23 protein-coding genes and 2 pseudogenes are annotated in these 22,536 nt (G+C 71.9%); 19 read left to right on the top strand and 6 right to left on the bottom strand.

Features of this window, described 5'->3' with window-relative positions; translation table 11 throughout:
• Nucleotides 1-376: pseudogene (locus tag ABZS54_RS33430) on the bottom strand (2-phospho-L-lactate guanylyltransferase); the annotation flags it as partial.
• A 253-nt stretch (nt 377-629) separates the two neighbouring features.
• On the opposite strand from ABZS54_RS33430, the pseudogene ABZS54_RS33435 reads away from it, so the two are divergent.
• The 3 genes and pseudogenes from ABZS54_RS33435 to ABZS54_RS33445 form a co-directional block, all read left to right on the top strand.
• Nucleotides 630-1,304: pseudogene (locus tag ABZS54_RS33435) on the top strand (lysophospholipid acyltransferase family protein); the annotation flags it as partial.
• Between the two features lie 347 nt (nt 1,305-1,651).
• Nucleotides 1,652-2,647: an NAD(P)H-dependent glycerol-3-phosphate dehydrogenase gene (locus ABZS54_RS33440; RefSeq protein ID WP_355544750.1), complete on the top strand. Its 996-nt coding sequence runs from the start codon at nt 1,652-1,654 to the stop codon at nt 2,645-2,647.
• Between the two features lie 319 nt (nt 2,648-2,966).
• Nucleotides 2,967-4,109, top strand: coding sequence for a D-alanine--D-alanine ligase family protein (locus ABZS54_RS33445; protein WP_355544753.1), 1,143 nt, complete (start codon nt 2,967-2,969; stop codon nt 4,107-4,109).
• A gap of 69 nt (nt 4,110-4,178) precedes the next feature.
• On the opposite strand, the gene ABZS54_RS33450 is transcribed toward ABZS54_RS33445, so the two are convergent.
• Both ABZS54_RS33450 and ABZS54_RS33455 read right to left on the bottom strand, forming a co-directional pair.
• A complete protein-coding gene (locus ABZS54_RS33450) occupies nt 4,179-4,685 on the bottom strand; it encodes a DUF3515 family protein (RefSeq protein ID WP_355544756.1) in 507 nt (168 codons plus the stop codon).
• A 45-nt stretch (nt 4,686-4,730) separates the two neighbouring features.
• Complete coding sequence (locus tag ABZS54_RS33455; RefSeq protein ID WP_355544758.1) at nt 4,731-4,967, bottom strand: Lrp/AsnC ligand binding domain-containing protein; 237 nt, start codon at nt 4,965-4,967, stop codon at nt 4,731-4,733.
• 180 nt (nt 4,968-5,147) lie between these two features.
• On the opposite strand from ABZS54_RS33455, the gene ABZS54_RS33460 reads away from it, so the two are divergent.
• Together ABZS54_RS33460 and thiD are read left to right on the top strand one after the other, a co-directional pair.
• On the top strand, nt 5,148-6,098 hold the full coding sequence (locus ABZS54_RS33460) for a thiamine-phosphate kinase (protein ID WP_355544761.1): 951 nt from the start codon (nt 5,148-5,150) through the stop codon (nt 6,096-6,098).
• A 46-nt stretch (nt 6,099-6,144) separates the two neighbouring features.
• The gene (gene thiD / locus ABZS54_RS33465) at nt 6,145-6,945 is read left to right on the top strand and encodes a bifunctional hydroxymethylpyrimidine kinase/phosphomethylpyrimidine kinase (protein ID WP_355544764.1); all 801 of its coding nucleotides are present in this window, start codon (nt 6,145-6,147) and stop codon (nt 6,943-6,945) included.
• A 127-nt stretch (nt 6,946-7,072) separates the two neighbouring features.
• Here the strand turns inward: thiD and rpmB are convergent, their stop codons facing one another.
• Nucleotides 7,073-7,258: a 50S ribosomal protein L28 gene (rpmB, locus tag ABZS54_RS33470; protein ID WP_079026714.1), complete on the bottom strand. Its 186-nt coding sequence runs from the start codon at nt 7,256-7,258 to the stop codon at nt 7,073-7,075.
• 244 nt (nt 7,259-7,502) lie between these two features.
• Here rpmB and ABZS54_RS33475 point away from each other — a divergent pair, with 244 nt between their 5' ends.
• From ABZS54_RS33475 to ABZS54_RS33490, 4 genes are all read left to right on the top strand, one after another.
• On the top strand, nt 7,503-9,167 hold the full coding sequence (locus ABZS54_RS33475; RefSeq protein ID WP_355544805.1) for a DAK2 domain-containing protein: 1,665 nt from the start codon (nt 7,503-7,505) through the stop codon (nt 9,165-9,167).
• Between the two features lie 59 nt (nt 9,168-9,226).
• A complete protein-coding gene (recG, locus tag ABZS54_RS33480; RefSeq protein WP_355544767.1) occupies nt 9,227-11,491 on the top strand; it encodes an ATP-dependent DNA helicase RecG in 2,265 nt (754 codons plus the stop codon).
• Between the two features lie 85 nt (nt 11,492-11,576).
• The gene (locus tag ABZS54_RS33485; protein WP_355544770.1) at nt 11,577-12,125 is read left to right on the top strand and encodes an RNA polymerase sigma factor; all 549 of its coding nucleotides are present in this window, start codon (nt 11,577-11,579) and stop codon (nt 12,123-12,125) included.
• The gene (locus ABZS54_RS33490; protein WP_355544773.1) at nt 12,122-12,703 is read left to right on the top strand and encodes a hypothetical protein; all 582 of its coding nucleotides are present in this window, start codon (nt 12,122-12,124) and stop codon (nt 12,701-12,703) included. The genes ABZS54_RS33485 and ABZS54_RS33490 overlap by 4 nt, the downstream gene beginning before the upstream one ends.
• Before the next feature lie 79 nt (nt 12,704-12,782).
• Here the strand turns inward: ABZS54_RS33490 and ABZS54_RS33495 are convergent, their stop codons facing one another.
• Nucleotides 12,783-13,145 carry a hypothetical protein gene (locus tag ABZS54_RS33495; protein ID WP_355544776.1) on the bottom strand — a complete coding sequence of 121 codons (363 nt, stop codon included), beginning with the start codon at nt 13,143-13,145 and terminating at the stop codon, nt 12,783-12,785.
• A gap of 264 nt (nt 13,146-13,409) precedes the next feature.
• On the opposite strand from ABZS54_RS33495, the gene rsmD reads away from it, so the two are divergent.
• The 8 genes from rsmD to ABZS54_RS33535 all read left to right on the top strand — a co-directional run bounded on the left by rsmD (nt 13,410) and on the right by ABZS54_RS33535 (nt 18,974).
• Nucleotides 13,410-13,979: a 16S rRNA (guanine(966)-N(2))-methyltransferase RsmD gene (rsmD, locus tag ABZS54_RS33500; protein WP_355544779.1), complete on the top strand. Its 570-nt coding sequence runs from the start codon at nt 13,410-13,412 to the stop codon at nt 13,977-13,979.
• 60 nt (nt 13,980-14,039) lie between these two features.
• Nucleotides 14,040-14,522 (top strand): pantetheine-phosphate adenylyltransferase, encoded by a 483-nt coding sequence (gene coaD, locus ABZS54_RS33505; protein ID WP_355544781.1) that lies wholly within the window; start codon nt 14,040-14,042, stop codon nt 14,520-14,522.
• Between the two features lie 108 nt (nt 14,523-14,630).
• Nucleotides 14,631-15,551: a cell division initiation protein gene (locus ABZS54_RS33510; RefSeq protein ID WP_355544784.1), complete on the top strand. Its 921-nt coding sequence runs from the start codon at nt 14,631-14,633 to the stop codon at nt 15,549-15,551.
• A gap of 274 nt (nt 15,552-15,825) precedes the next feature.
• Nucleotides 15,826-16,341 carry a YceD family protein gene (locus ABZS54_RS33515; RefSeq protein WP_355544787.1) on the top strand — a complete coding sequence of 172 codons (516 nt, stop codon included), beginning with the start codon at nt 15,826-15,828 and terminating at the stop codon, nt 16,339-16,341.
• Between the two features lie 2 nt (nt 16,342-16,343).
• Complete coding sequence (gene rpmF / locus ABZS54_RS33520) at nt 16,344-16,517, top strand: 50S ribosomal protein L32 (RefSeq protein WP_161355386.1); 174 nt, start codon at nt 16,344-16,346, stop codon at nt 16,515-16,517.
• Between the two features lie 20 nt (nt 16,518-16,537).
• Nucleotides 16,538-17,266, top strand: a complete 729-nt coding sequence (gene rnc / locus ABZS54_RS33525; RefSeq protein ID WP_355544790.1) for a ribonuclease III — start codon at nt 16,538-16,540, stop codon at nt 17,264-17,266.
• A 200-nt stretch (nt 17,267-17,466) separates the two neighbouring features.
• Nucleotides 17,467-18,345, top strand: a complete 879-nt coding sequence (gene mutM, locus ABZS54_RS33530; RefSeq protein ID WP_355544793.1) for a bifunctional DNA-formamidopyrimidine glycosylase/DNA-(apurinic or apyrimidinic site) lyase — start codon at nt 17,467-17,469, stop codon at nt 18,343-18,345.
• 26 nt (nt 18,346-18,371) lie between these two features.
• Nucleotides 18,372-18,974 carry a hypothetical protein gene (locus tag ABZS54_RS33535; protein WP_355544796.1) on the top strand — a complete coding sequence of 201 codons (603 nt, stop codon included), beginning with the start codon at nt 18,372-18,374 and terminating at the stop codon, nt 18,972-18,974.
• Nucleotides 18,975-19,086: 112 nt separating this feature from the next.
• Here the strand turns inward: ABZS54_RS33535 and ABZS54_RS33540 are convergent, their stop codons facing one another.
• A complete protein-coding gene (locus ABZS54_RS33540; protein WP_355544799.1) occupies nt 19,087-19,908 on the bottom strand; it encodes a CAP domain-containing protein in 822 nt (273 codons plus the stop codon).
• A 352-nt stretch (nt 19,909-20,260) separates the two neighbouring features.
• Between ABZS54_RS33540 and ABZS54_RS33545 the strand changes: the two genes are divergently transcribed.
• Nucleotides 20,261-20,467 carry a hypothetical protein gene (locus ABZS54_RS33545; RefSeq protein WP_078975259.1) on the top strand — a complete coding sequence of 69 codons (207 nt, stop codon included), beginning with the start codon at nt 20,261-20,263 and terminating at the stop codon, nt 20,465-20,467.
• A gap of 320 nt (nt 20,468-20,787) precedes the next feature.
• Nucleotides 20,788-22,536, top strand: a 1,749-nt coding sequence (locus tag ABZS54_RS33550; protein ID WP_355544802.1) for an AAA family ATPase, incomplete at its 3' end; no start/stop codon positions are given.

Here is a 22,536-nt window from a genome sequence, read left to right on the forward strand (position 1 = left end):
CCCCGGTCCGCGGCCGCTCGGCGCCGGCCGAGCGGGCCCCGTGCGCGAGCGCGGCGTTCAGGCCGCCGCCGATGTCGGCCACCACGTCCGCACCGAGCGCCCGGATCGCCGTCGCGACCCGGACGTCGTCGGTGACCACGAGCACACCGTGCACGAGCGGGCAGGCCAGCGCCGCCCGCACGGTGTCGAGCGCGAAGGCGAGGGCGAGTTCGGGTCGATGGCCGGGACCGATCGTGCCGGCGAGGCGACTCTTGGCGATCGACAACGGCTTCACCGGCACCACGAGGCGCCACGCGCGCGTGCCGGAGGGTGAGGGTGCGGTGCGACGATTGCCGGCGGGCCGGCGCCGGCCGGTGGAATCCGTGGCGGGGGACATCGGCAAGATCCTCGCATCCGTACCGTAAGCCCATATCCTCGTCGGTCGACGAGGACGTTTCTCGACAATGCGGAAGGCCCGGGGGAAACTGTGGGGTCCGCGTGTACAGAATCGATGTTCCGCCAGAATCTATGTTCCGCGCTTCTGCGGGGAGCGTCGATTGTGTGAGGAGCGACACGGCAGCGGAACACCGCAGCGGGACTTCCGCGCCGACACGCACTGAATCCGAAACACATGAACGGGAGGAACGCCGGTGGCCCGCCGAAGGATCGGTTTCTGGTACCGCCTGGCGGTCGTGGTGATCAAGCCCCTGCTGTTGCTGTTCACCAAACGTGACTGGCGGGGTACCGAGAACATCCCGACGTCGGGCGGGTTCGTCACGGCGGTGAACCACATCTCCTATGTCGACCCGCTGACCTACGCGCACTATCAGTACGACAGCGGCCGGGTGCCGCGCTTCCTGGCCAAATCCGGCCTGTTCAAGATTCCCTTCGTCGGCCGGGTGTTGGCCGGCGCCGGCCAGATCCCGGTCTACCGGGACTCCGCCGACGCCGCGCTGGCGTTCCGCGCGGCGGTGGAGGCGGTCGAGAAGGGCGAGTGCGTCGCGGTCTACCCGGAGGGCACCATCACCCGGGACAAGGACCTGTGGCCGATGCCGGGCAAGACCGGCGCGGCCCGGATCGCGCTGACCACCGGTGCCCCGGTGATCCCGGTCGCCCAGTGGGGCGCGCACGAGTTGTTGCCGCCCTACGGGAAGCGGCCGCGCCTGCTGCCGCGCAAGACGATGCACGTGTTGGCCGGGCCACCGGTGGATCTGGACGAGTTTCGCGGTCGTGAACTGACCGCCGATGTGTTGCGCGGGGCGACCGACCGGATCATGGAGTCGGTGACCGAGCTGCTGGCCGAGCTGCGCGAGGAGGCCGCCCCGCCGGACGCCGGCGTGCGCCGGGCGTCAGGCCGCCGGGCCGAGGCCGGGATCGAGCCGGGCCGACCGGATTCGAGCGCGCCGGACCTGTCGAAGGAGGGTCCGGTCGACAGGGCCCTCGTCGAGCAGGTGCCAGTTGAGAAGACCCTGGTCGAGCAGACTCCGGTCGAGAAGATCCTGGTCGAGCCGGTGCCGGTCGAAAAGGCCCCGGTGGGGTCAGCCCCGGTCGAGCGGGGCGCTCAACCGGAGCCGATCCGCGCCGAGCCCTCGCGCAACGACGCCGCACAGGCCGAGACCGAGCGCCCGGTGGGCGAGCGCGCCGGGACCGAGCACACCGAGGATGGCCGCGCATGACGCGCTGCGCGGTATTCGGCATGGGTTCCTGGGGCACCGCCTTCTCGATCGTGCTCGCCGAGGCGGGTTGCGACGTGGTGATGTGGGGCCGGCGCCCGGAAATGGCCGACGCGATCAACGCGCGGCACGAGAACGACGAGTATCTGCCCGGGATCGCCCTGCCGACCGGGATCCAGGCCACCACGGACGCGGCCAAGGCGGCCGAGGGCGCGGAGTTCGTGGTGCTCTCGGTGCCGTCGCAGACGCTGCGCGGCAACCTCACCACGTGGGCGCCACTGCTGTCCGACGACGCGATTCTGGTCAGCTTGATGAAGGGCGTCGAACTGGGCACCGCCAACCGGATGAGTGAGGTGATCCGCGAGGTCACCGGCGTGTCCGAGGGCCGGATCGCGGTGGTCAGCGGGCCCAACCTGGCCCCCGAGATCGCCCAGCGCCAGCCCGCCGCGAGCGTGGTGGCGTGCGTCGACGAAGAGGTCGCCCGGCGGCTCCAGGCGGCCTGTCACACGTCCTACTTCCGCCCGTACACCAACACCGACGTGGTCGGCGCGGAACTCGGCGGCGCGGTCAAGAACGTGATCGCGCTCGCCGTCGGGATGGCCGACGGCATGGGCATGGGCGACAACACCAAGGCCACGCTGATCACCCGAGGGCTGGCCGAGACCGCCCGGCTGGGTGCGGCGATGGGTGCCGACGCGCACACCTTCGCGGGCCTGGCCGGCCTCGGCGACCTGGTGGCCACGTGCACCTCGCCGCTGTCGCGCAACCGCACGTTCGGCGAGAAGATCGGCCGCGGCATGCCGATCGAGGAGGCCGTACGGGACAGCCGACAGATCGCCGAGGGCTTCAAGTCCTGCGAATCCGTGCAACTGCTCGCGCGGCGGTACGGCGTGGAGATGCCGATCACGGACGTCGTCGTGTCGATCATGCACGGCGGCAAGCCCCCGTCCGTCGGCATGGCCCTGCTTTCCCGCTCGGCCAAGCCCGAACGTTAGCCGCAGCCGCGCTTCGCGCGGGGCGGCTGCGCCGCGGCGGCCTCCGGCCGCTCCGGGAATCCGCGCTTCGCGCGGGGCGGCTGCGCCGCGGCGGCCTCCGGCCGCTCTCCTCGCAAGCTCGTCGATCACTGGTCGACGATCGAGTCGTGGGCGCTGACGCGCCGAAGGGGCGGCCGGATGGCGTCGCGGTGTCCGACGACGCCGTTCGACCGGACCCGCGTTCCGTTGCCGGCGACAACGGCGGCGACGGCGACGCAACACCGCGCGTCCGGCGGGCAATACCCCGTTCGAACAACGATCGGGATAGGGTCGTCCGACCATGAACGACGTTTCCGGCACCCCCCACTCCACCTCGCGCCCCCGCGTCGCGGTCGTCTTCGGCGGCCGCAGCTCCGAGCACGCGATCTCCTGCGTCACCGCAGGGAGCGTGCTGGCCGCGATCGACCGCTCCAAGTACGACGTGCTGCCGATCGGCATCGGCACCGACGGGCGTTGGATGCTCGTCGGCGACGACCCCGAACGGCTGGCGATCCGCGGCGAGCGGCTGCCCGCGGTGGCCGACGTCGCTGAGTCCTCCGCGGCCGTCGTGCTCGCCGCCGACCCCACGTCACGCGAGATCACCGTGCTCGAACCCGGCGCGCTGCCCAAGCTGCTGGGCGAGATCGACGTGGTCTTCCCGCTTCTGCACGGCCCCTACGGCGAGGACGGCACGTTCCAGGGCTTCCTGGAACTGGCCCAGGTCCCCTACGTCGGGTCCGGCGTGCTCGCCAGCGCGGCGAGCATGGACAAGGAGTACATGAAGGCCCTGTTCACCGGGTTCGGCCTGCCCTCCGGCCCGTACGCCACGGTGCGCCCGCGTGAATGGGAGCGCGACCCGGCGGCGGTGCGCGAGGCGGTGTCCTCGCTCGGCTTCCCGGTGTTCGTCAAGCCGGCCCGCGCCGGCTCCAGCATGGGCGTCGCCAAGGTGCATCGGATCGAGGACCTGGACGCGGCGATCGAGGAGGCCCGCCGGCACGACCCCAAGGTGATCGTCGAAGGCATGCTGGTCGGGCGTGAGATCGAGTGCGGCGTCCTGGAGTTCGAGGACGGGCCGCGCGCGAGCCTGCCGGCCGAGGTACGGGTGGGCGGCGACCACGAGTTCTACGACTTCGCCGCGAAGTACCTGCCGGACAACGGCACCGAGCTGGACGTGCCGGCGTCGCTGACCAAGGAGCAGACCGCCGAGGTGCAGCGGCTCGCGGTGGCCGCCTTCGAGGCGCTGTCCTGCGAGGGCCTGGCCCGGGTGGACTTCTTCCTGCTGGAGAACGGCCACTTCGTGATCAACGAGGTCAACACCATGCCGGGCTTCACCCCGGTGTCGATGTTCCCGAGCATGTGGCAGGCGACCGGCGTCGACTACGCCGAACTGGTCGACCGGCTGATCCAGGCCGCGCTGCGCCGGCCCAACACGCTGCTGCGCTAGACACGATCCGCCGGGCGGCGCCCGGCGGCCGGCACGCGTGTGAGGGGCGGTCGACGCGTCGACCGCCCCTCACACGTTGCTCAGATCCAGTGTGGCCGGCACCGTGCGGGCGACCGCGTCGGCGACGTCGACGAGCGGCGCGGCCGGCTCGGTGAACTTCCTCGGGACGGTCATCTCGACGTTGGCCCGGCGATAGACCGTGGTGAACCGCACGCCGTCGGCGTATTTCGCGAAGTTCCAGGTCACGCCGTTGACCTCGACCGAGTCGATCGGTGCGGAACCGGCCTTGGTCGGATCCACGACCCGCATCGAGGCGGGCAGCCCCACACCGCAGCGCAGCACGATCGCCGGATCCCCCCACGCCGCGGTCAGCGTGGACTTGGGCGAGGTCTCCCGCACCCCGGCGTCCATCACCTTCGCCGGGAGCGCGTCGTGCAACGCGCGGCACGCGTCGGCCGCGGCGCCCCCGGGCAGGACCGGCGCCGCGACCTCGACATCTCCCGAACCACCGCCGCACCCCACGGCCGTCAGCATGGTCACCGGAAGCAGCCAGGCGAGAACTCGAGTAGGTCGCACGGCCCCGATCCTAGATGTGCGACGCTCCGGGGCGGTTGCGTGGGGTCAGCCCAGGTTGACCACCGGACACGTCAGGGTGCGGGTGATGCCGTCGATGCGTTGCACCTCGGCGACCACCATGCGACCCAACCGGTCGACGTCGGCGGCCTCGGCCCGCACGATCACGTCGTAGGGACCCGTGACGTCGTCCGCCTGGGTCACCCCCGGCAGCTCGGCGATGCGTCGGGCCACCGAAGCCGAACGGCCGACCTCGGTCTGGATCAGGATGTATGCCTGTACCACCACGGCCTCCCGGCGCGCAGGATGATGGGATCTTGACGTGACCCCCGCTGCTGCGACCATTGTCGGCCCGGCGGGGGCTCGGCGACCACAGCGGAAGCCGACGGATCACAGGTGACGGGTCACAAACGAGCATGGTCGACGAGGCGGATCAAGGCTGATGGGCATGGCAGGAGAGCGGCGATGAGCGGGACGCTGGGCGATCTCGGCGAGTTCGGCCTGATCGGGGCACTGGTCGCCCGCGTGCCGACGGGGCCGCACGTGTCCCTGGGTCCGGGCGACGACGCCGCCGTGGTCGCCGCCGCCGACGGGCGTGTGGTGGCCACCATGGATCTGCTCGTCGAGGGGCGGCACTTCCGGCGGGACTGGTCCACCGCGTACGACGTCGGTCGCAAGGCCGCCGCGCAGAACCTGGCGGACGTCGCTGCGATGGGCGCCGCGCCCACCGCGCTGCTGATCGGCCTGTGCGGCCCGCCGGACCTGCCTACAGGGTGGGCGCTGGAGCTGTACGACGGCTTGCGCGACGAATGCGCGGTGGTCGGCGCGGGCGTCGCGGGCGGCGACGTGGTGGGCAGCGACACCGTCACCGTCGCGGTGACCGCGCTGGGCGACCTGCAGGGTCGGGCCCCGGTGGTCCGCTCCGGCGCCCGACCCGGCGACGTGCTCGCGGTCGCGGGCTGGCTGGGCTGGTCGGCCGCGGGGCTGGCGATCCTGGGCCACGGGCACCGCGCGCCGCGCGCGTTCGTGGAGGCGCACCGCAGGCCCGAGCCGCCCTACGACGCCGGTCCCGGCGCGGCGATCCTCGGCGCGACCTCGATGATCGACGTCAGCGACGGCCTGCTCGCCGACATGGGCCATGTCTCGCGCGCCTCCGATGTACGGATCGACATCCTCTCCGCCCGGCTGGACGTGCCCGCCCAGATGCGCGACGTGGCCCGCGCGCTGGGCGCCGACCCGCTCAACTGGGTGCTCACCGGCGGCGAGGACCACGCCCTGGTCGCCACCTTCCCGGCGGGGACCGCGCTGCCCGCGCGCTGGCGCGTGATCGGCCGCGTGCACCCCGGCGCCGGCGTCACCGTGGACGGCCGGGACCCGGGCCTGGCGGGGGGATGGGACCACTTCGGGGGCGGCTGAGGAGCGCGCACGCCGGGCGCACCGGCGGCGTGGATAGGCTGCCGGCATGGTGCAGACTCCTCCGCGCGTGCTCACGGTGGCCGGCTCCGACTCCGGCGGTGGCGCCGGGATCCAGGCCGACCTCAAGACGATGCTGGCCCACGGCGTACACGGAATGAGCGTGATTGCCGCGGTGACCGCGCAGAACTCGCTCGGCGTGCAGGGCTACTGGGAACTGCCCGCGGAGGCCGTGCGGGCGCAGTTCCGCAGTGTCGTGGACGACATCGGCGTGCAGGCGATCAAGACCGGGATGCTCGCGTCGCCGAACCTGGTGGCGGTGGTCGCCGCACTGCTGGCGGAGGTGTCCGTACCGGTGGTGATCGACCCGGTGGCCTCCTCCAAACACGGCGACACCCTGCTCGCGAACGAGGCGCTGGAGACCCTGCGCACTCGGCTGCTGCCGGTCGCCACGGTCGTCACACCCAACCTGTACGAGGTCGAACTGCTCACCGGCCACAAGGTGCGCGAGCGGGCCGACATGCGCGGCGCGGCCGAGGCGGTGCTCGCCTTCGGCTCGCGCTGGGCGCTGGTCAAGGGCGGTCACCTGGAGGGCGAGGCCGCCGACCTGCTCTTCGACGGCACGCACGAGTACTGGTTCACCAGCCCGCGCCACGACAACCGGCACACCCACGGCACCGGCTGCACGCTGGCGAGCGCGATCGCCTCGCGCCTGGCCCTCGGCGACACCGTGCCGGACGCGGTCGCCGCGGCCAAGGAGTACGTCACCGGCGCGATCCGGGCCGGCTTCCCACTGGGCGAGGGGATCGGGCCGGTCGACCACGCGTGGCGGTGGCGGCAAGGGTTCTGAACCGGAAGCGGACCGGGACCCGCGCCCACGGCGTGCGTCCCGGTCCGCTCGCGGGACACCCCGGACAAGCCGAAGGGCCGGTCCACCCTGGGGTGAACCGGCCCTTCGAAGTCGTGCGATCGAGCAACTAGCGGGAAACCTTGCCCGCCTTGATGCAAGAGGTGCAGACATTGAGGCGCTTCGGCGTGGCACCAACCATCGCGCGCACCGTCTGGATGTTGGGGTTCCAGCGACGGGGCGTCCGGCGGTGAGAGTGCGAAATGCTGTTGCCGAAGCCCGGCCCCTTGCCGCAGACGTCGCAGTTGGCAGCCACGGGAACACTCCAAAGACGAATGGGAATTGCGTACGAACACGTGCCGGCCGAATGCCGGACAACCGCAGAAGAGTAACCGACGAACCATGCGATGCGCGAACCCGGGATGATCCGGGCATACGCAATCAGCCGATCTCGTCATGCTTCCCGCCAAGCCTAACCCATCCGGGTGGGCCGCTTCACCGCTCTCCGTCTCGATAACGTGGCCGGCGGACGGGACGCGCACAACGGATTCGTACAGGAGGTGGGCGTGCAGGGCCTGCTGGGAGAGCTGGACGGTCCGGCGGTACGCCGCTGGGGTCGCGTCGCCTTGGAACTGATGGGGCGAGCGCGCGAGGAAATCGACGCCCTCAACGTGTATCCCGTGCCCGACGGCGACACCGGCACGAACCTGTTCCTGACCCTGGAGTCGGGAACCGCCGAGGTCGACGCGCTGTTCGGCCGCGACCTGCCCGAGCCCGACCTGCCGACCGCCTTCCGGGCACTGGCGCACGGCGCGCTGATGGGCGCGCGTGGCAACTCCGGAGTGATCCTCAGCCAACTCCTGCGCGGCATGGCGGAGCGCCTGGAGACCGAACAGGTGGCCGCGAACGAGACCGGCCGCGAGGTGCCCGCCGGGCTCGCCCTCGCACACGCGCTGCGCACCGCCGCCGATGCCGCCTACGCCGCCGTGGCCCGGCCGGTCGAGGGGACCATGCTCACCGTGGCCCGGGCCGCCGCCGACGCTGCGGCCGCTGCGGGCGAGGAGCTTCGGCCGGTGGTGCGGGCCGCCGCGACCGCGGCACGTGGCGCATTGGCCCGGACCCCCGAGCAGCTGGACGTACTGCGCCGGGCGGGCGTGGTGGACGCGGGCGGGCGCGGCCTGACGGTGCTGCTGGACGCGCTGCTCGCGGTGGTCACCGGCGAGCGCTCGGCGTACCGGATCCACCCGCACCAGGTGCATACCCCGGTCCCGGTCCCGTTCGCCGAACCGGTCGAGCCGGACGCCTCGACCGAGGGGCCCGGGTTCGAGGTGATCTACCTGCTGGACGCGCCCGACGACGCGCTGCCCGCGCTGCGCGAACGGCTCGGCGCGCTCGGCGATTCGCTCGTGGTGGTCGGCGGCGAGGGGCTGTGGAACGTGCACGTGCACGTGGACGACGCGGGCGCGGCCGTCGAGGCGGGCATCGAGGCGGGCCGGCCGTACCGGATCCGGATCACCCACCTGGAGCGCCCCCTCGCCGGCCTCGCCGCGCCCGAGCCCACCCCCACGCGCGGGATCGTCGCGGTCGCCCAGGGCGACGGCCTGGCCACCCTGTTCGCCGAGAACGGCGCGCACGTCGTGCAGGCCGGTCCCGGCCGGCGGCCCTCCACCGGGGTGCTCGTCGACGCGATCCGGCGCACCGAGGCGCGCGAGGTGGTGCTGCTGCCCAACGACGCCGACTGCCACGCGGTGGCCGGGGTGGCCGCCCAGCAGGCCCAGGCACACGGCATCCGGGTCCAGGTGATCCCGACCAAGGCCGCCGTGCAGGGCCTGGCCGCGCTCGCCGTGCACGAACCCGGCAGGCGCTTCGACCAGGACATCGTCGGGATGACCTCGGCCGCCGGCGCCACCCGCTACGGCGCGCTCACCGTCGCCGTCCGCGAGTCGTGGACGATGGCCGGCGTCTGCCAGGCGGGCGACGTGCTCGGGGTGATCGAGGGCGACATCGCGGTGATCGGCCATGACCAGCGCGAGACCGGCACCGTGCTGGTGGACCGCATGCTCGCGGGCGGCGGCGAACTGGTCACCCTGGTCACCGGCAGCGCCTGTCCCCCGGGCCTGGCCGCCGCGATCGAGCGCCGGCTGCGAGCCACCCGGCTCGGCGTGGACGTGATGGTCTACGAGGGCGGCCAGGAGGTGTACCCGCTGCTCATCGGGGTCGAGTAGCGCCGACCCGGCGCTTCGAGGAGCCCCGATGACACTGTCGACGAGTACCGTTGGGCGGCATGTCGCGCCTTGACGAACCGCTGAAGAAACTCGTCGGCGACCGCACGGCGACGGTGCTGGCCAAGTCCCTCAAGCTGGACACCGTCGGAGATCTGCTGCGCCACTACCCCCGGCGCTACGCGGAGCGCGGGCGCCTGACCGACCTCTCCCGCCTGGAGCCCGAGGAACACGTCACCGTGATGGCGGAGATCGCCAAGGTGAGCAAGCGTCAGTTCCGCAATCGGCGCGGCAGCCTCCTGGAGGTCGAGGTCACCGACGGGCGCGGCAAGCTCACCCTGATCTTCTTCAACCAGGCCTGGCGCGAGGAGGAACTGCGCCCGGGTCGGCGCGGCCTGTTCGCGGGCAAGGTCGGGCGGTTCAACAACGTGATCCAGCTCAGCCAGCCGGACTACCAGCTGATCGGCGAGGACGACCAGGACGGCGTGGCGAACGTGTTCGCGGGCGCGCTGATCCCGGTCTATCCGGCCGCCGCCAACATGCCGTCCTGGAAGATCGCGCAGTGTGTCGGCATGGCGCTGGACACGCTCGGCGAGATCGGCGACCCGCTGCCCGCCGAGATGCGCGAGCGGCGCGGCATGCCCGGACTGGCCGAGGCGCTTTTGCGGGTGCACCGCCCGACCTCGTGGGAGGACGTCACCGCGGCCAAGGATCGACTCAAGTGGGACGAGGCGTTCGTCCTGCAGATTGCCCTGGCCCGCCGCCGCCGGGACGCCCGGGCCCAGTCCGCGGTGGCCCGCCCGCGCCGCACGAACGGCATCCTGGATGCCTTCGATGCCCGCCTCCCGTTCGAACTCACCGACGGCCAGCGGGAGGTCTGCGCCGAGATCGAGGCCGACCTGGCCACCGAACACCCGATGCACCGCCTCCTCCAGGGCGAAGTGGGTGCCGGTAAGACCTTGGTCGCGCTGCGCGGGATGTTGACCGTGGTCGATGCCGGGGGGCAGACCGCGTTGTTGGCGCCGACGGAGGTGCTCGCGCAGCAGCACTACAGGTCGATCGTGGAGATGCTCGGGCCGTCGGCCGAGGGCGTCGGGATGCTCGGCGGGTCGGAGATCGGCACCAAGGTCACCCTGCTCACCGGCTCGATGGGGGTGCCCGCACGCCGCGCCGCACTCCTGGACCTGGTCACCGGTGAGGCCGGGATCGCGATCGGTACGCACGCGCTGATCGAGGACAAGGTGGAATTCCACGACCTGGGCTTGGTCGTGGTCGACGAGCAGCACCGCTTCGGCGTCGAACAGCGCGACGCGCTGCGCGGCAAGGGTAAACGTCCGCCGCACCTGCTGGTGATGACCGCGACGCCGATCCCGCGCACGGTGGCGATGACCGTGTTCGGCGACCTGGAGACCTCGATCCTGGCCCAGCTCCCCTCCGGCCGATCGCCGATCGCCACGCATGTGGTCCCGGCCAAGGAGAAGCCGCACTTCCTCGACCGCGCGTGGCAGCGGGTGCGCGAGGAGGTGGAGAACGGTCACCAGGCGTACGTGGTGTGCCCGCGGATCGGCGACGAGGAGGACGACCCGAAGGCGAAGAAGAAGACCAAGGCGAAGACGAAGGCCGCCAAGCGGGACGAGGACCTGCCCGCCGAGGCGTACCTGGACGACCCCGAGGACATCGGCGCGGAAGCCGCCGGAGGAGCGGAGGAGCGCCGCCCGCCGCTGGCCGTGCTCGACGTCGCCGCGGCGCTGACCGCCGGACCGCTGGCCGGCCTGCGGATCGCGGTGCTGCACGGCCGGATGGCGCCGGACGACAAGGACGACGTGATGCGCCGCTTCACCGCCGGCGAACTGGACGTGCTGGTGGCGACCACGGTGATCGAGGTCGGCGTCAACGTGCCCAACGCGACCGCGATGGTGATCATGGATGCCGACCGGTTCGGCGTCTCGCAGCTGCACCAGTTGCGCGGCCGGGTCGGCCGCGGCAGCGCCCCCGGGCTGACCCTGCTGGTCAGCGAGATGCCCGGCGGCACCTCCGCGCGTGAACGCCTGGACGCGGTGGCGGCGACCCTGGACGGTTTCGAGTTGTCCCGGATCGACCTCGAACAACGCCGAGAGGGCGACGTGCTCGGCGACGCGCAGTCCGGCTCGCGCTCGTCGCTGCGCATGCTGGAGGTGGTCCGGGACGAGGAACTGATCGTGGCGGCCCGTGAGGAGGCGAGCACGATCGTGGCGAACGACCCGGACCTGCTCGAGCACCACGACCTGCGCAGCGCGCTGGCCAGCATCCTGGACGACGAGCGCGTGGAATACCTCGACAAGGGCTGACCGCCCTCGCTCCACTCCCGCGCGCCCCCACGGCTCACCCGTTCGGAGCACGCGGAACAGCTCGTCGGTTGGCTACCAATGGGCCATGGACGCACGTACGGGGGACGAGGGCTTCGACGCGCTCTTCTGCGGGTTGCTCCCTCGCTTGTATCGACGGGCCGTGCTGCTCGCCGGCGAGGGCAGCGCCGAGGACGCGGTGCACGAGACGTACCTCAAGCTGGCCCGCAGACCCGACCGCCTGCTCGGTCATCCCGAGCCCTACGCCTACGCCTTCCGAGCCCTGGTCAGCGTCACCCGCGACATGTGGCGTGCCCGCAGCCGCCAGGTCCTGCTGCCCGAACCGCCCGAGCCGGGGGAGCGGGCCCAGTCCGCCGCCGGTGATGCGATCGCTCGGCGCGAGGCCGAGTGGGAAGCGGTGCGGATGCTCGGCTCGCTGCCCGCCAAACAGGCCGCCGCCGTGCTCCTGGTCGACCTGGACGGATACACGATCGATCAGGCCGCCGAGATCCTCGGCGTGCACCGGGGGACGGTGTCCCGCTCGCGCGAGCGCGCCCTGACCCGGCTGCGCGCCGGGCTGGGCGGCACCGCCGGCAGGTTCCGCCGCCGGGATCGACACGAAGGAGTCACCCGGTGAACCCCTCGCCCCCCGATCTCGACGACCTCGACGACGCGGTCCACGAGCTGCGCACCCGGCTGCGCGACGCGGACGCCGCGTGTGTCGAACCGCCGGGCCTGGCGCTGCGGGTGCTGCGCCGGCCGGCCCCGCGCCCGGTGTGGCGCGGCGCGTTCGCGATCGCGCTCGCGGGAGTGCTGGTGGTGGCCGTGGTCGGCCTGGGCGCCTTCCTGGCCGGCCGGCACGACCCGACCGACCCCTCGGCCCCCAGGCCGCCCGCCGCGCGAGCGGTCAGCGTGCAGACCGAGGTCTACAACTCCGAGGTGCCGTGTCGCGCGCTGCGCACGATCGAGTGCTCGCTCGGCGTCTTCAAGGAGGCGAGGTTGTCGTCGCGGACGGCCGATCTGGCGGATCGGGTCTGGCACGGCGACCGGCTGCTCCTGGTCTGCCTGCTCGCGGACGGCCCGCGCGTGACGGATGAGACCGGCATCGCGTCTCGGCACTGGTATCGGGTGGTGGTGCTGGGCACCGGCGCCGAGGGCTGGCTGCCCGGCGTCCGCACCCGCAACGAGGCCGAGGTGCCGGACTGCGCCTTCTGAACGGAGCGGGCGCAGCCGGCCCGGGCACGCGGTCGGCGGACGGGACGATCTCCGTCCGCCGACCGCGTGGGTCGGTCGGTCAGCAGTGGTACATGCCCGGCATCGGGTCCTGCGGCGTGAGGACACGCTGCGCGGGCAGGAAGCCGTGCCCGCCGTCGTCGCCGTCGGTGTAGTACCAGATGTCGTTGCCGCCCGAGTGCGGGTCGCCCTCGGTCCAGCAGCTGAAGTAGCTGTAGGTGCTGTCCAGCCGGCTGACCACGGGGGCCCCGAAGTGGGGCTGCGAGCGCAGGTCGCTCGCGCCGTTGGCGCAGTGCAGGGTGCCGTTGCTGTCGACGTAGCAGTGCGCCGCGGTCGTCGCCGGCGCGGCGGACGCCGGGGCCATGCCGGTCGCGACCAGGGCGACGCCGGTGACGACGGTGACGAGGAAGGTGCGGAGCTTCATCGGGATCTCCCGGATCGGGTGTGGGATCGATGTCTCGACGGCGAGCGCCGTCGCCCGTGCCCGGCGATGGCGCCGTCGCCGTGCACACCCCTCATACGATCCGGTGGCTCGGTGTGTATGACGCGTCGCGCACCGTATTTCGGGATTTCGGGCCGGATTTCGCCGGCCGCGACCAGTCGATAGCGTTGACCCCATGCAGGACACGTACGCCGGGCCCGCCCGCAGCGCCGCCCGCGAGCCCGCCCCCCACCCGCGAGCGCGCGCATGACCCGGGTGATCGCCGGGGCTGCGGGCGGCCGACGCCTGACCACGCCGCCGGGCGAGGGCACCCGGCCGACCTCGGACCGAGCCCGCGAGGGACTGTTCTCCACCCTCCAGTCGCTGCGCGGCAACCTGCACGGCGCGCGCGTGCTCGACCTGTTCGCGGGCTCCGGTGCGGTCGGCCTGGAGGCGCTGTCCCGTGGCGCGGCTCGGGTGCTGCTGGTGGAGTCCGACTCTCGTGCGGCGAACACGATCCGGACGAACATCCGCCTCGTTGCCCTGCCCGGCGCGGAGTTGCGGCCGGCTCGCGCGGAGAAGACCGCCGCGGTGCCCTGCCTCGACGAGCCGTACGACGTGGTCTTCCTCGATCCCCCGTACGCGGTCACCGACGGTGACGTGGGCGCGCTGCTCGGCGCGCTGGCCGAGCACGGTTGGCTGGCGCCCGACGCGCTGATCGCGGTGGAACGGGCAACGCGCGGTGGTCCATTCGCGTGGCCCGCGGATTTCGTCGAGATCAGATCCCGTCGCTACGGCGAGGGAACGCTCTGGTACGGTCGCGCCGCGCAAGCCTGACCAGGCGGGCGGACCATCGGGTCCGGACCCGTCGGCACCCGATTTCGAGGGGAACCTCCGTTGCGTCGAGTCGTCTGCCCCGGTTCGTTCGACCCGGTCACCAACGGTCATCTGGACATCATCGGACGGGCCGCGAGCCTGTACGACGAGGTCTACGTGGCGATCGGTTTCAATCGCGCCAAGCGTTCGGGTCTGTTCACCATCGAGGAGCGCATCGAGATGCTCCACGAGGTGGTCGAGCAGTACAAGAACGTCAAGGTCGAGGCCTTCGAGGGGTTGCTGGTCAACTTCTGCCGGGAGCGCGGGATCCCGGCCATCATCAAGGGCCTGCGTGCGGTCACCGACTTCGACTACGAGTTGCAGATGGCGCAGATGAACTACGGTCTTACCGAGGTGGAGACGTTGTTCGTCGCGACGAACCCCCTCTACAGCTTTCTGTCGTCGAGTCTCATCAAAGAGGTCGCGACGTACGGAGGCGACGTGTCCGGCCTGGTGCCGGAGACGGTGCTACGTCGGCTCACCGAGCGGCTCGCGCAGGGCTGACGCGGCACGTGCCTCGTCGCCGGGCCGACCGCCCGCGGCGAGTCGGTCCGTCACGCGATGCCGGCGAACACGACGGCGACCGTCGGTTTGAGGAGAGAGAGCAAGCCCGTGGACGTGCAGCCCAAGCTCGATGAACTGATCGCACTGGTCGAGAACGCGCGCTCGATGCCGATGTCGGCGTCGTGCGTGGTCAACCGCGCGGACGTGGTGGCCCGGCTCGAGGAACTCAAGAACCTGCTGCCGGAGGAGTTCAACCACGCGCGGCGCGTGCTCGGCGACCGCGAGTCGGTGATCGAGGAGGGTCGCCGCGAGGCCGAGCGGGTGCTGGCCAACGCCCGCGAGGAGCGCGGCTCGCTGATCGCCGACACCGAGGTGGCCCGCGAGGCGTACGGCGAGGCCGAGCGGATCCTGTCCGAGGCCCGCCGCGAGGCCCAGCGCATTCGCGAGGAGGCCGACGACTACGTCGACCAGAAGCTGGCCAACTTCGAGGTCGTGCTGACCAAGACGCTCGGTGCGATCGGCCGGGGTCGGGACAAGATGCGCGGTCGCCGCCCGTCCGACGAACTCGGCGAGTACATGCAGGCGCAGGAGCTGGCCGACGCCCAGGCCAAGGGCCGCCCGGGCAGCCTGCAGGCCCAGCTCGACGGCCACGAGGAGACCTTCGCCGCGCCCGCCCAGCCCGACTACCCGGCCGCGCCGCCCGCGCCGCCGACCGTGCCCGCGCAGGCCGGCCCCTACGGCGGTCAGCACGGCTACGGTCAGGACGCCTACGGGCAGCCCGCCTACGCGCAGGGCGCCGGACCGGACACCGGCTACGCCGGCGGCTACGAGGGCCAGTACGACATGTCGCAGTACGACCAGCACGGGCAGCAGCAGCCGCCGTACCCGACGCAGCACGACCCGGCGGGCACGGGACAGCAGCCCGCCTATGACCCGCAGGCCCAATACGCGCAGTCGCTGGACGAGACCAGCTTCTTCGACACGAGTCTGATCGACGTGCGCCAGTTCCAGGACGGCGGCGGCCGCTAGGTCCGCTCGTCGACCGCCGAGCGCCTGGCACCTTGCGTCGGGCGTCCCGCTCGAATGGCCCCGTTTGGGGCCTGGCGCGCGGGCTGCGATACTCTTACGGACCGACCCTGCCCGAGGCGTGCTTTCCGCGTGCCCCAAGGGTTGGCACCCTGACCATTCGAGCCCCCCGCGACCCGGGGGGTGGCACTGCATGAGGTAGGACATCCTGGACCGCTTGGATCACCGCAAGCCGCTCGTCGTCGATACACGCGAGCTGGGGCGTCGGCCTGGATCCATGCTGAAGGTGTCCCGCTCCGTGCCGGCCCCGGTGGACATGGGCGTGGCAGACGTGATCGGCGCTCCCGTAGGTGCCCCCATCCAGCTCGGTGTCCGACTGGAAGCGGTCATGGAGGGAGTGCTGGTCACCGGCGTCGCACAGGTGCCGCTGACCGGTGAGTGCGTCCGGTGCCTGGAACCGCTCGAGCGCGAGCTCACGGTGCGTTTCCAGGAGCTGTACGTCTACCCGGACGCGGACGCCGACGAGGACGCCTTCCGGCTTTCGGACGACTTGTTCGACCTGGAGCCGGTGCTGCGGGACGCGACGGTGCTCGCACTGCCGCTCTCGCCGCTGTGCCGGGAGGACTGCCCGGGTCTGTGCTCCGAATGCGGAGCGCTGCTCGCGGAGGACCCCGACCACAGTCACGAGCTCGCCGACCCCCGGTGGGCGAAGTTGACCAACATCTTCGACGGACCTTCCGCCGAAGCCGACGTTGACGGCGCGTCCCGCGCCGACGAGAACCAGGAGAAGTAGCCGTGGCTGTTCCGAAGCGGAAGATGTCGCGCAGCAACACCCGGCACCGCCGGAGCCAGTGGAAGGCCACTGCCCCCAACCTGGTGACCTGCGAGCGCTGCCGTGAGCCGAAGCTGTCGCACATCGCGTGCCCGAGCTGCGGCACCTACAACCGCCGCCAGGTCCTCGACGTCTGATCAGGCCGGTGGTCGTTCCGGTGACGGAATCACTCGCGCAATACGCGGATCTGGAAGGGCGGCTGGGCTGGTCGCTCGATGCCGCCCTTCTGGAACGCGCCCTCACCCATCGCTCGTACGCGTACGAGCACGGCGGGCTCCCGACCAACGAGCGCCTGGAATTCCTGGGCGACTCGGTGCTCGGTCTCGTCGTCACCGACACGCTGTACCGCAGGCACCCCGACCTGCCCGAGGGTCAGCTCGCGAAACTGCGAGCCGCCGTCGTCAATTCGCGCGCCCTGGCGGGCGTCAGTCGGCGACTCGACCTGGGCGCCTTCATCCGGCTCGGCCGAGGTGAAGTGGGCACGGGTGGGCGGGACAAGTCCTCGATCCTCGCGGACACACTCGAAGCCATCCTCGGTGCGGTGTACCTGGACCAGGGTCTCGACGCGGCGACCGAGCTGATCCACCGGTTGTTCGATCCGCTGATCGAGCAGTCGGCGAATCTCGGCGCGGGCCTGGACTGGAAGACCAGTCTCCAGGAGCAGACCGCCGCGGCGGGTATCGGAGTCCCCGAATACGTGGTCTCCGAGACCGGTCCCGATCACGAGAAGACCTTCACCGCCCTCGCCCGGGTCGCGGGTGTCGATTACGGCACCGGTGTCGGGCGGAGCAAGAAGGAGGCGGAGCAGCAGGCCGCCGAAAGCGCTTGGCACTCGATCCGGGCCAAGTACGGAGACGGTTCCGGCACGCAGCCGGCCACCGCGTAGTCTCCGAGCCAATGCCTGCCGATAGGTAAGTTCGAACCGGTCACCGACCTCGCGGTCGCCCGGCACGACCTCACCTACCGGCAGGCATTTTCGCATTCCCGACGCCGGTCCTCGCCGCGGTTCGTGGTGTCGTCGGTCGCCGGTCGTGCTGTCTCCCGTCGTGTCGTCTCCGGTTGTGCCGTCCCCAGGGGGAGTGCAAGGTGCCCGAACTGCCCGAGGTCGAGGTCGTCCGTCGCGGACTGGAGAAGTGGGTGGTGGGTCGCACCATCGCGCACGTCGAGGTCACCCACGAGCGTGCGGTGCGGCGCCACGTGGCGGGCCTGGTGGACTTCGCCGACTCGCTCACCGGCGCCCGGGTGCACGCCGCCCGACGACGCGGGAAGTATCTGTGGCTGCCGCTGGTGGCGCCCGGTGCCGAGGCTCCCGAGGACGCGCTGCTCGCGCACCTGGGCATGAGCGGCCAGCTCCTGGTGCAACCGCCCGAGGCACCCCGCGAAAAGCACCTGCACGTGCGGTTCACCTTCACCGACGGCGGGCCCGAGCTGCGCTTCGTCGACCAGCGTACGTTCGGCGGGCTCGCGGTCGAGCGCGGCGGCGCCGAACTGCCGCCCTCGATGGCGCACATCGCACGGGACCCGTTGGACCCGCTGTTCGACGACGCGCTCTTCCACGCGGCGCTGCGCCGGCGCAACACCGAGATCAAACGGGCGCTCCTGGACCAGTCCCTGGTCAGCGGGATCGGCAACATCTACGCCGACGAGGCGCTTTGGCGATCCCGGCTGCACGGTGCCCGGCAGACCGGAAAACTCACGCTCGCGCAGACCACGCTGGTGCTCGCGTCCGCGCGGGACGTGATGACCGACGCACTGGCCGCCGGCGGCACCTCCTTCGACAGCCTGTACGTCAACGTGAACGGTGAGAGCGGCTACTTCTCCCGAGGCCTGGACGCCTACGGCCGCGAGGGCGAGCCGTGCAACCGGTGTGCGACGCCGATCCGACGGATCTCGTTCATGAATCGCAGCAGCTACTTCTGCCCGGCCTGTCAGCGGGCGCCACGCAGGGCGACGGTCGGGGCGTAGGCACCCGGAATCCAGGGAGCGCGTGTATGGGGTTCAACGGGGACATCGTCGTCGTGCGCGGGGCGCGGCCGTTGTCCGAATTCGCGCCGCACGTGGACACGGCGGCGCACTCGGCCCGGACGATGTGGGAGACGCCGGACGGCTGGACCGCGACGCACGTGCGGCACGAGGACGACCCGTACGCCTTCGAGCGGCCGTGGCTGGAGGCGCTGGCGGCGAAGGCGGACTCGCCGGTGTTGGTGTGCTGGGTCTTCGAGACGCACGTGGCGCACGTCCAGGGGGCGAGCGAGGCGGGCGCCTGGGAGGCGTGGCTCAATCCCGGCGAGGCGGCGGCGCACCTGGCGATGGGCCGGCTCGAACTGGAGGCGGCGCGCACCGGTGCGGACGTCTTCGACGGAAGCGGCGAGTTGCGCCGGCCGGAGCGCTACGCGCAACTGCGCGACGAGGTGGGCGAGGTGCTGGACCGGGCCCGGCCGAAGGTGGTCGACGCGGCGGTGCGCTGGGCACGGGCGGCTGGTCGCGCGGCGGCGGCGGACGCGGTCGACCTCGTACTCGCCCGCAACCAGGGCGAATCCGGGCTGTACGTGTTCGGGCTGCTGGCGGATCGGCTCGGGGTGGGGCCACGCTGAGGGCGATGCTTCGGACCCGCGCCGCGGACCCCGCGATGCTGCGGACCCGTGCTGCGGACCCGGCAAGGGTGCGAAACCACGTGCGGCGGATCCGCTCGGCCGATCCGCCGGGTCAGCGGCCGAACTCCTGGGTCCACCAGGGACCGTTGGCGCCCTCCCGGATGCCGACACCGAGCTTGGTCAGGCCGCAGTCCAGGATGTTGCGACGGTGGCCGGGACTGTTCATCCAGGCACGCATCACCGCGTCGGCGGTCTTTTGGCCGCGCGCTATGTTCTCCGCGCCCAGATAGCTCACGCCGGCCTTCTCGGCACGGTCCCACGGGGTCAGGCCGTCGGGCGTGTTGTGGTCGAAGTAGTCGCGGTCGGCCATGTCCGCGCTGTGTGCGCGGGCCAGCCCGACCAGCTTGACGTCGCTCTTGACCGGGCCGCAGCCCGCGTTCGCGCGCTCCTCGTTGACCACCGCGAGCACCCTGTCCTCGGGGCCGCTCGGCGGGTTCGTCGCGCTCGTGGTCGGGGTCCCGGCCGGCTTGCTCGGCGTTGCGCTCCTGCTCGGGGTGGCGGCCGCGCTCGTGATCGGCGCGCCGGGCGTCGTGCTCGCCGTGGTTGGGGCGCTCGTCGTGGGCAGCGGGGTCCGGCCGGTGGTCGCCGCGCCCGGGAGCAGGCTTCGGGACGCCTCGTCGCCGGTGCGGTCGGCCCCGGCGCCGCCGGGCGGGGCGGAGCCGTCGAGGGCGTGCCCGGGCAGCGGTCCGTCGGCGCCCGCGGCCCGGTTGGCGGAGGACTCGCCGGCCCGGTCCGAGACGACCATGCCGGCCACCGTGCCGCCCACCGCGAGCAGGGCCAACAGGGCGAGCAGGGGAGCGATGCGTCGGCGGCGCGACTTCGCGCGTCGTCGACGCGGGTGGGCCGAGGCCGAGGTACGACTGTGCCGAGCCATGGAGGGTTGAGTCACCTTCCGGCAGGGGATATCCATTCACCCGAACGGGTGAGGTGCCGGAGTGACTCTAGGGCACGGCCGTCCGGAGTTGGCGGACAACCGGAATCTTCTTGACTGGGGAGGTCGAAAGATGATCTCGTACACCCAGCACGACAACCGTCACCCCAGTCCGCGGTCGAACCGCGTTTGATCGGGTGAAGGTCTCGTTATCGTGCCGTTATGATATTGACCTCCTGCGGTTTTGGTGCGACGCTGGAAGCCCGCGCACCCTATCAGGAGCCTTGCGGCCGGGTGCCACATTTAGACCCGCGAATCTGCGTGGTCATTCATTTTCAGCGTGGAGGACCCTCTCATGGCGAAGGCGCTTCTCGGTTACGTCGGTGGCCCCGATCCCCGACTGCTCGCCGAGAATCGACGGCTCCAGCAGCGTGTTCGTGACCTGGAAACGGAACTTGTCCGTGCCCAGGAGCGTAACGACGCGCTCAACGCCGCCGCTTCGGACGAGCTGCTTGCCGGCTTCGACGTCTCCGCGGCGGAACCCGCGCTTTCACGAGCGTAGGTCCGTGTAAGCGATAACCAGGGACGCCTTCAGGCGTCCCTTTGTCGTTTCCTGCCCCGGTCGTGCTCCGACCGTTACCTCTCGACCGTTACCCGTGGCCGTTGCCTGTTCTCCAGGTTCTTGCTCTCCGGTCCCGGGTCCCGATCCCCGCGCGACCGATGTTCCGCTCCCCTGTTGCCGTCCCCGCCCTGCCCCCTTGTGCCTACCCGCTCGCGTCCAGCGCTTCCAGCGGTTGATACCCCCATCCGAGGCGCTCGACACGCCCTCAAACGGACCGAGCGGGCGAATCGTCCGGGTCGTGCCGACTACGCTTTCGTCGCGTGCACCTGAAGAGTCTGACCCTGCGTGGCTTCAAGTCCTTCGCGTCGGCGACGACGCTGCGCTTCGAGCCGGGGATCACCTGTGTGGTCGGGCCCAACGGTTCCGGCAAGTCGAACGTGGTCGACGCACTGTCGTGGGTGATGGGCGAGCAGGGCGCCAAGACGCTGCGCGGCGGCAAGATGGAGGATGTCATCTTCGCCGGCACCTCCGGCCGACCGCCGCTCGGGCGGGCCGAGGTGAGCCTGACCATCGACAACGCCGATGGTGCGCTGCCCATCGACTACTCCGAAGTCACCATCACCCGGCGGATGTTCCGCAACGGCGGCTCCGAGTACGAGATCAACGGCAGCACCTGCCGGCTGCTGGACATCCAGGAACTGCTCTCCGACTCCGGCATCGGCCGGGAGATGCACGTGATCGTCGGCCAGGGCCGGCTCGACTCGGTGCTGCAGGCCGACCCCGCAGGCCGACGTGCGTTCATCGAGGAGGCCGCGGGTGTCCTCAAGCACCGCAAGCGCAAGGAGAAGGCGCTGCGCAAGCTGGACGCGATGCAGGCCAACCTCACCCGGGTGCAGGACCTGACCAACGAACTGCGCAGGCAGCTCAAGCCGCTCGGGCGCCAGGCCCAGGTGGCCCGCCGGGCCGCGGCGATCCAGGCCGACCTGCGGGACGCGCGGCTGCGGCTGCTCGCCGACGACCTGGTGCGGCTCAAGAGCGCGCTGGCCGAGGAGGTCGCGGACGAGGCCGCGCTGCGCGAGCGGCGGACCGCCGTGGAGCACGAACTCGCACTGGCTCAGGCGCGTGAGGCGCAGCTGGAGGCCGAGGTGCGGGCCATGGCGCCGCGGCTGGCCCGGGCGCAGGAGACCTGGTACGCGCTGTCCGCGCAGGCCGAACGGGTGCGCGGCACAGCGGGGCTGGCCCGGCAACGGGTCCGGCACGCGACCTCGGTGCCCGCGGACGAGCGGCGCGGACGCGACCCGCAGGAGATGGAGCGTGAGGCCGAGCGGATCCGCGAGCAGGAGGCGGAACTCGCCGCCGCGCTCGAATCGGCGCAGGTCGAGCTGGCCGAGACGGTGGAGCGGCGCGGCGAGTTGGAACGTGCCCTGGTCGAGGAGGAGCGCCGGCTCAAGGAGGTCGCCCGGGCGTTGGCGGACCGTCGCGAGGGACTGGCCCGGCTGGTCGGCCGGGTCGGCGCCGCGCGCAGTCGGGTGGCGGCGGCGGAGGCCGAGATCGGTCGGCTGGCCGGCGCGCGGGATCAGGCACACGAGCGTGCGGTCGCGGCGCGGGAGGAGTACGAGCAGCTCCGGCTCGGCGTCGAGGGGGCGCCGCAGGACGACGGCGCGTCGCAGGACGACGGCAGCGGGGGACTCGCCGCGATCGAAACCCGGTTGGCCACGGCCCGGGAGGTGCTGGCCGAGGCCGAGGAGGCGCTGGTGCTCACCCGCGACGCGGAGAAGGAGGCCGAGCGGGAGCGGTCGGCGGTGCTCGCGCGCAAGGAGGCTCTGGAGCCGGCGCTCAGGCGCAAGGACGGCAGCGGCGCGCTGCTCGCCGCGGGGGACCGGCTCTCCGGCGTATTGGGCACGGTGGCCGCGCTGATCACCGTCGAGCACGGCGCCGAGCAGGCGATCGCGGCGGCACTGGGTGCGGCCTCGGACGCGGTCGCGGTGACCGGTGTGCCGTCGGCGGTGGACGCGTTGCGGCTGCTGCGCGAGGACGACGCGGGCCGGGCGGCGCTGCTGCTCGGCGGG

It is taken from the genome of Embleya sp. NPDC005575, assembly GCF_040605455.1.
Classification (GTDB): Bacteria; Actinomycetota; Actinomycetes; order Streptomycetales; family Streptomycetaceae; genus Embleya.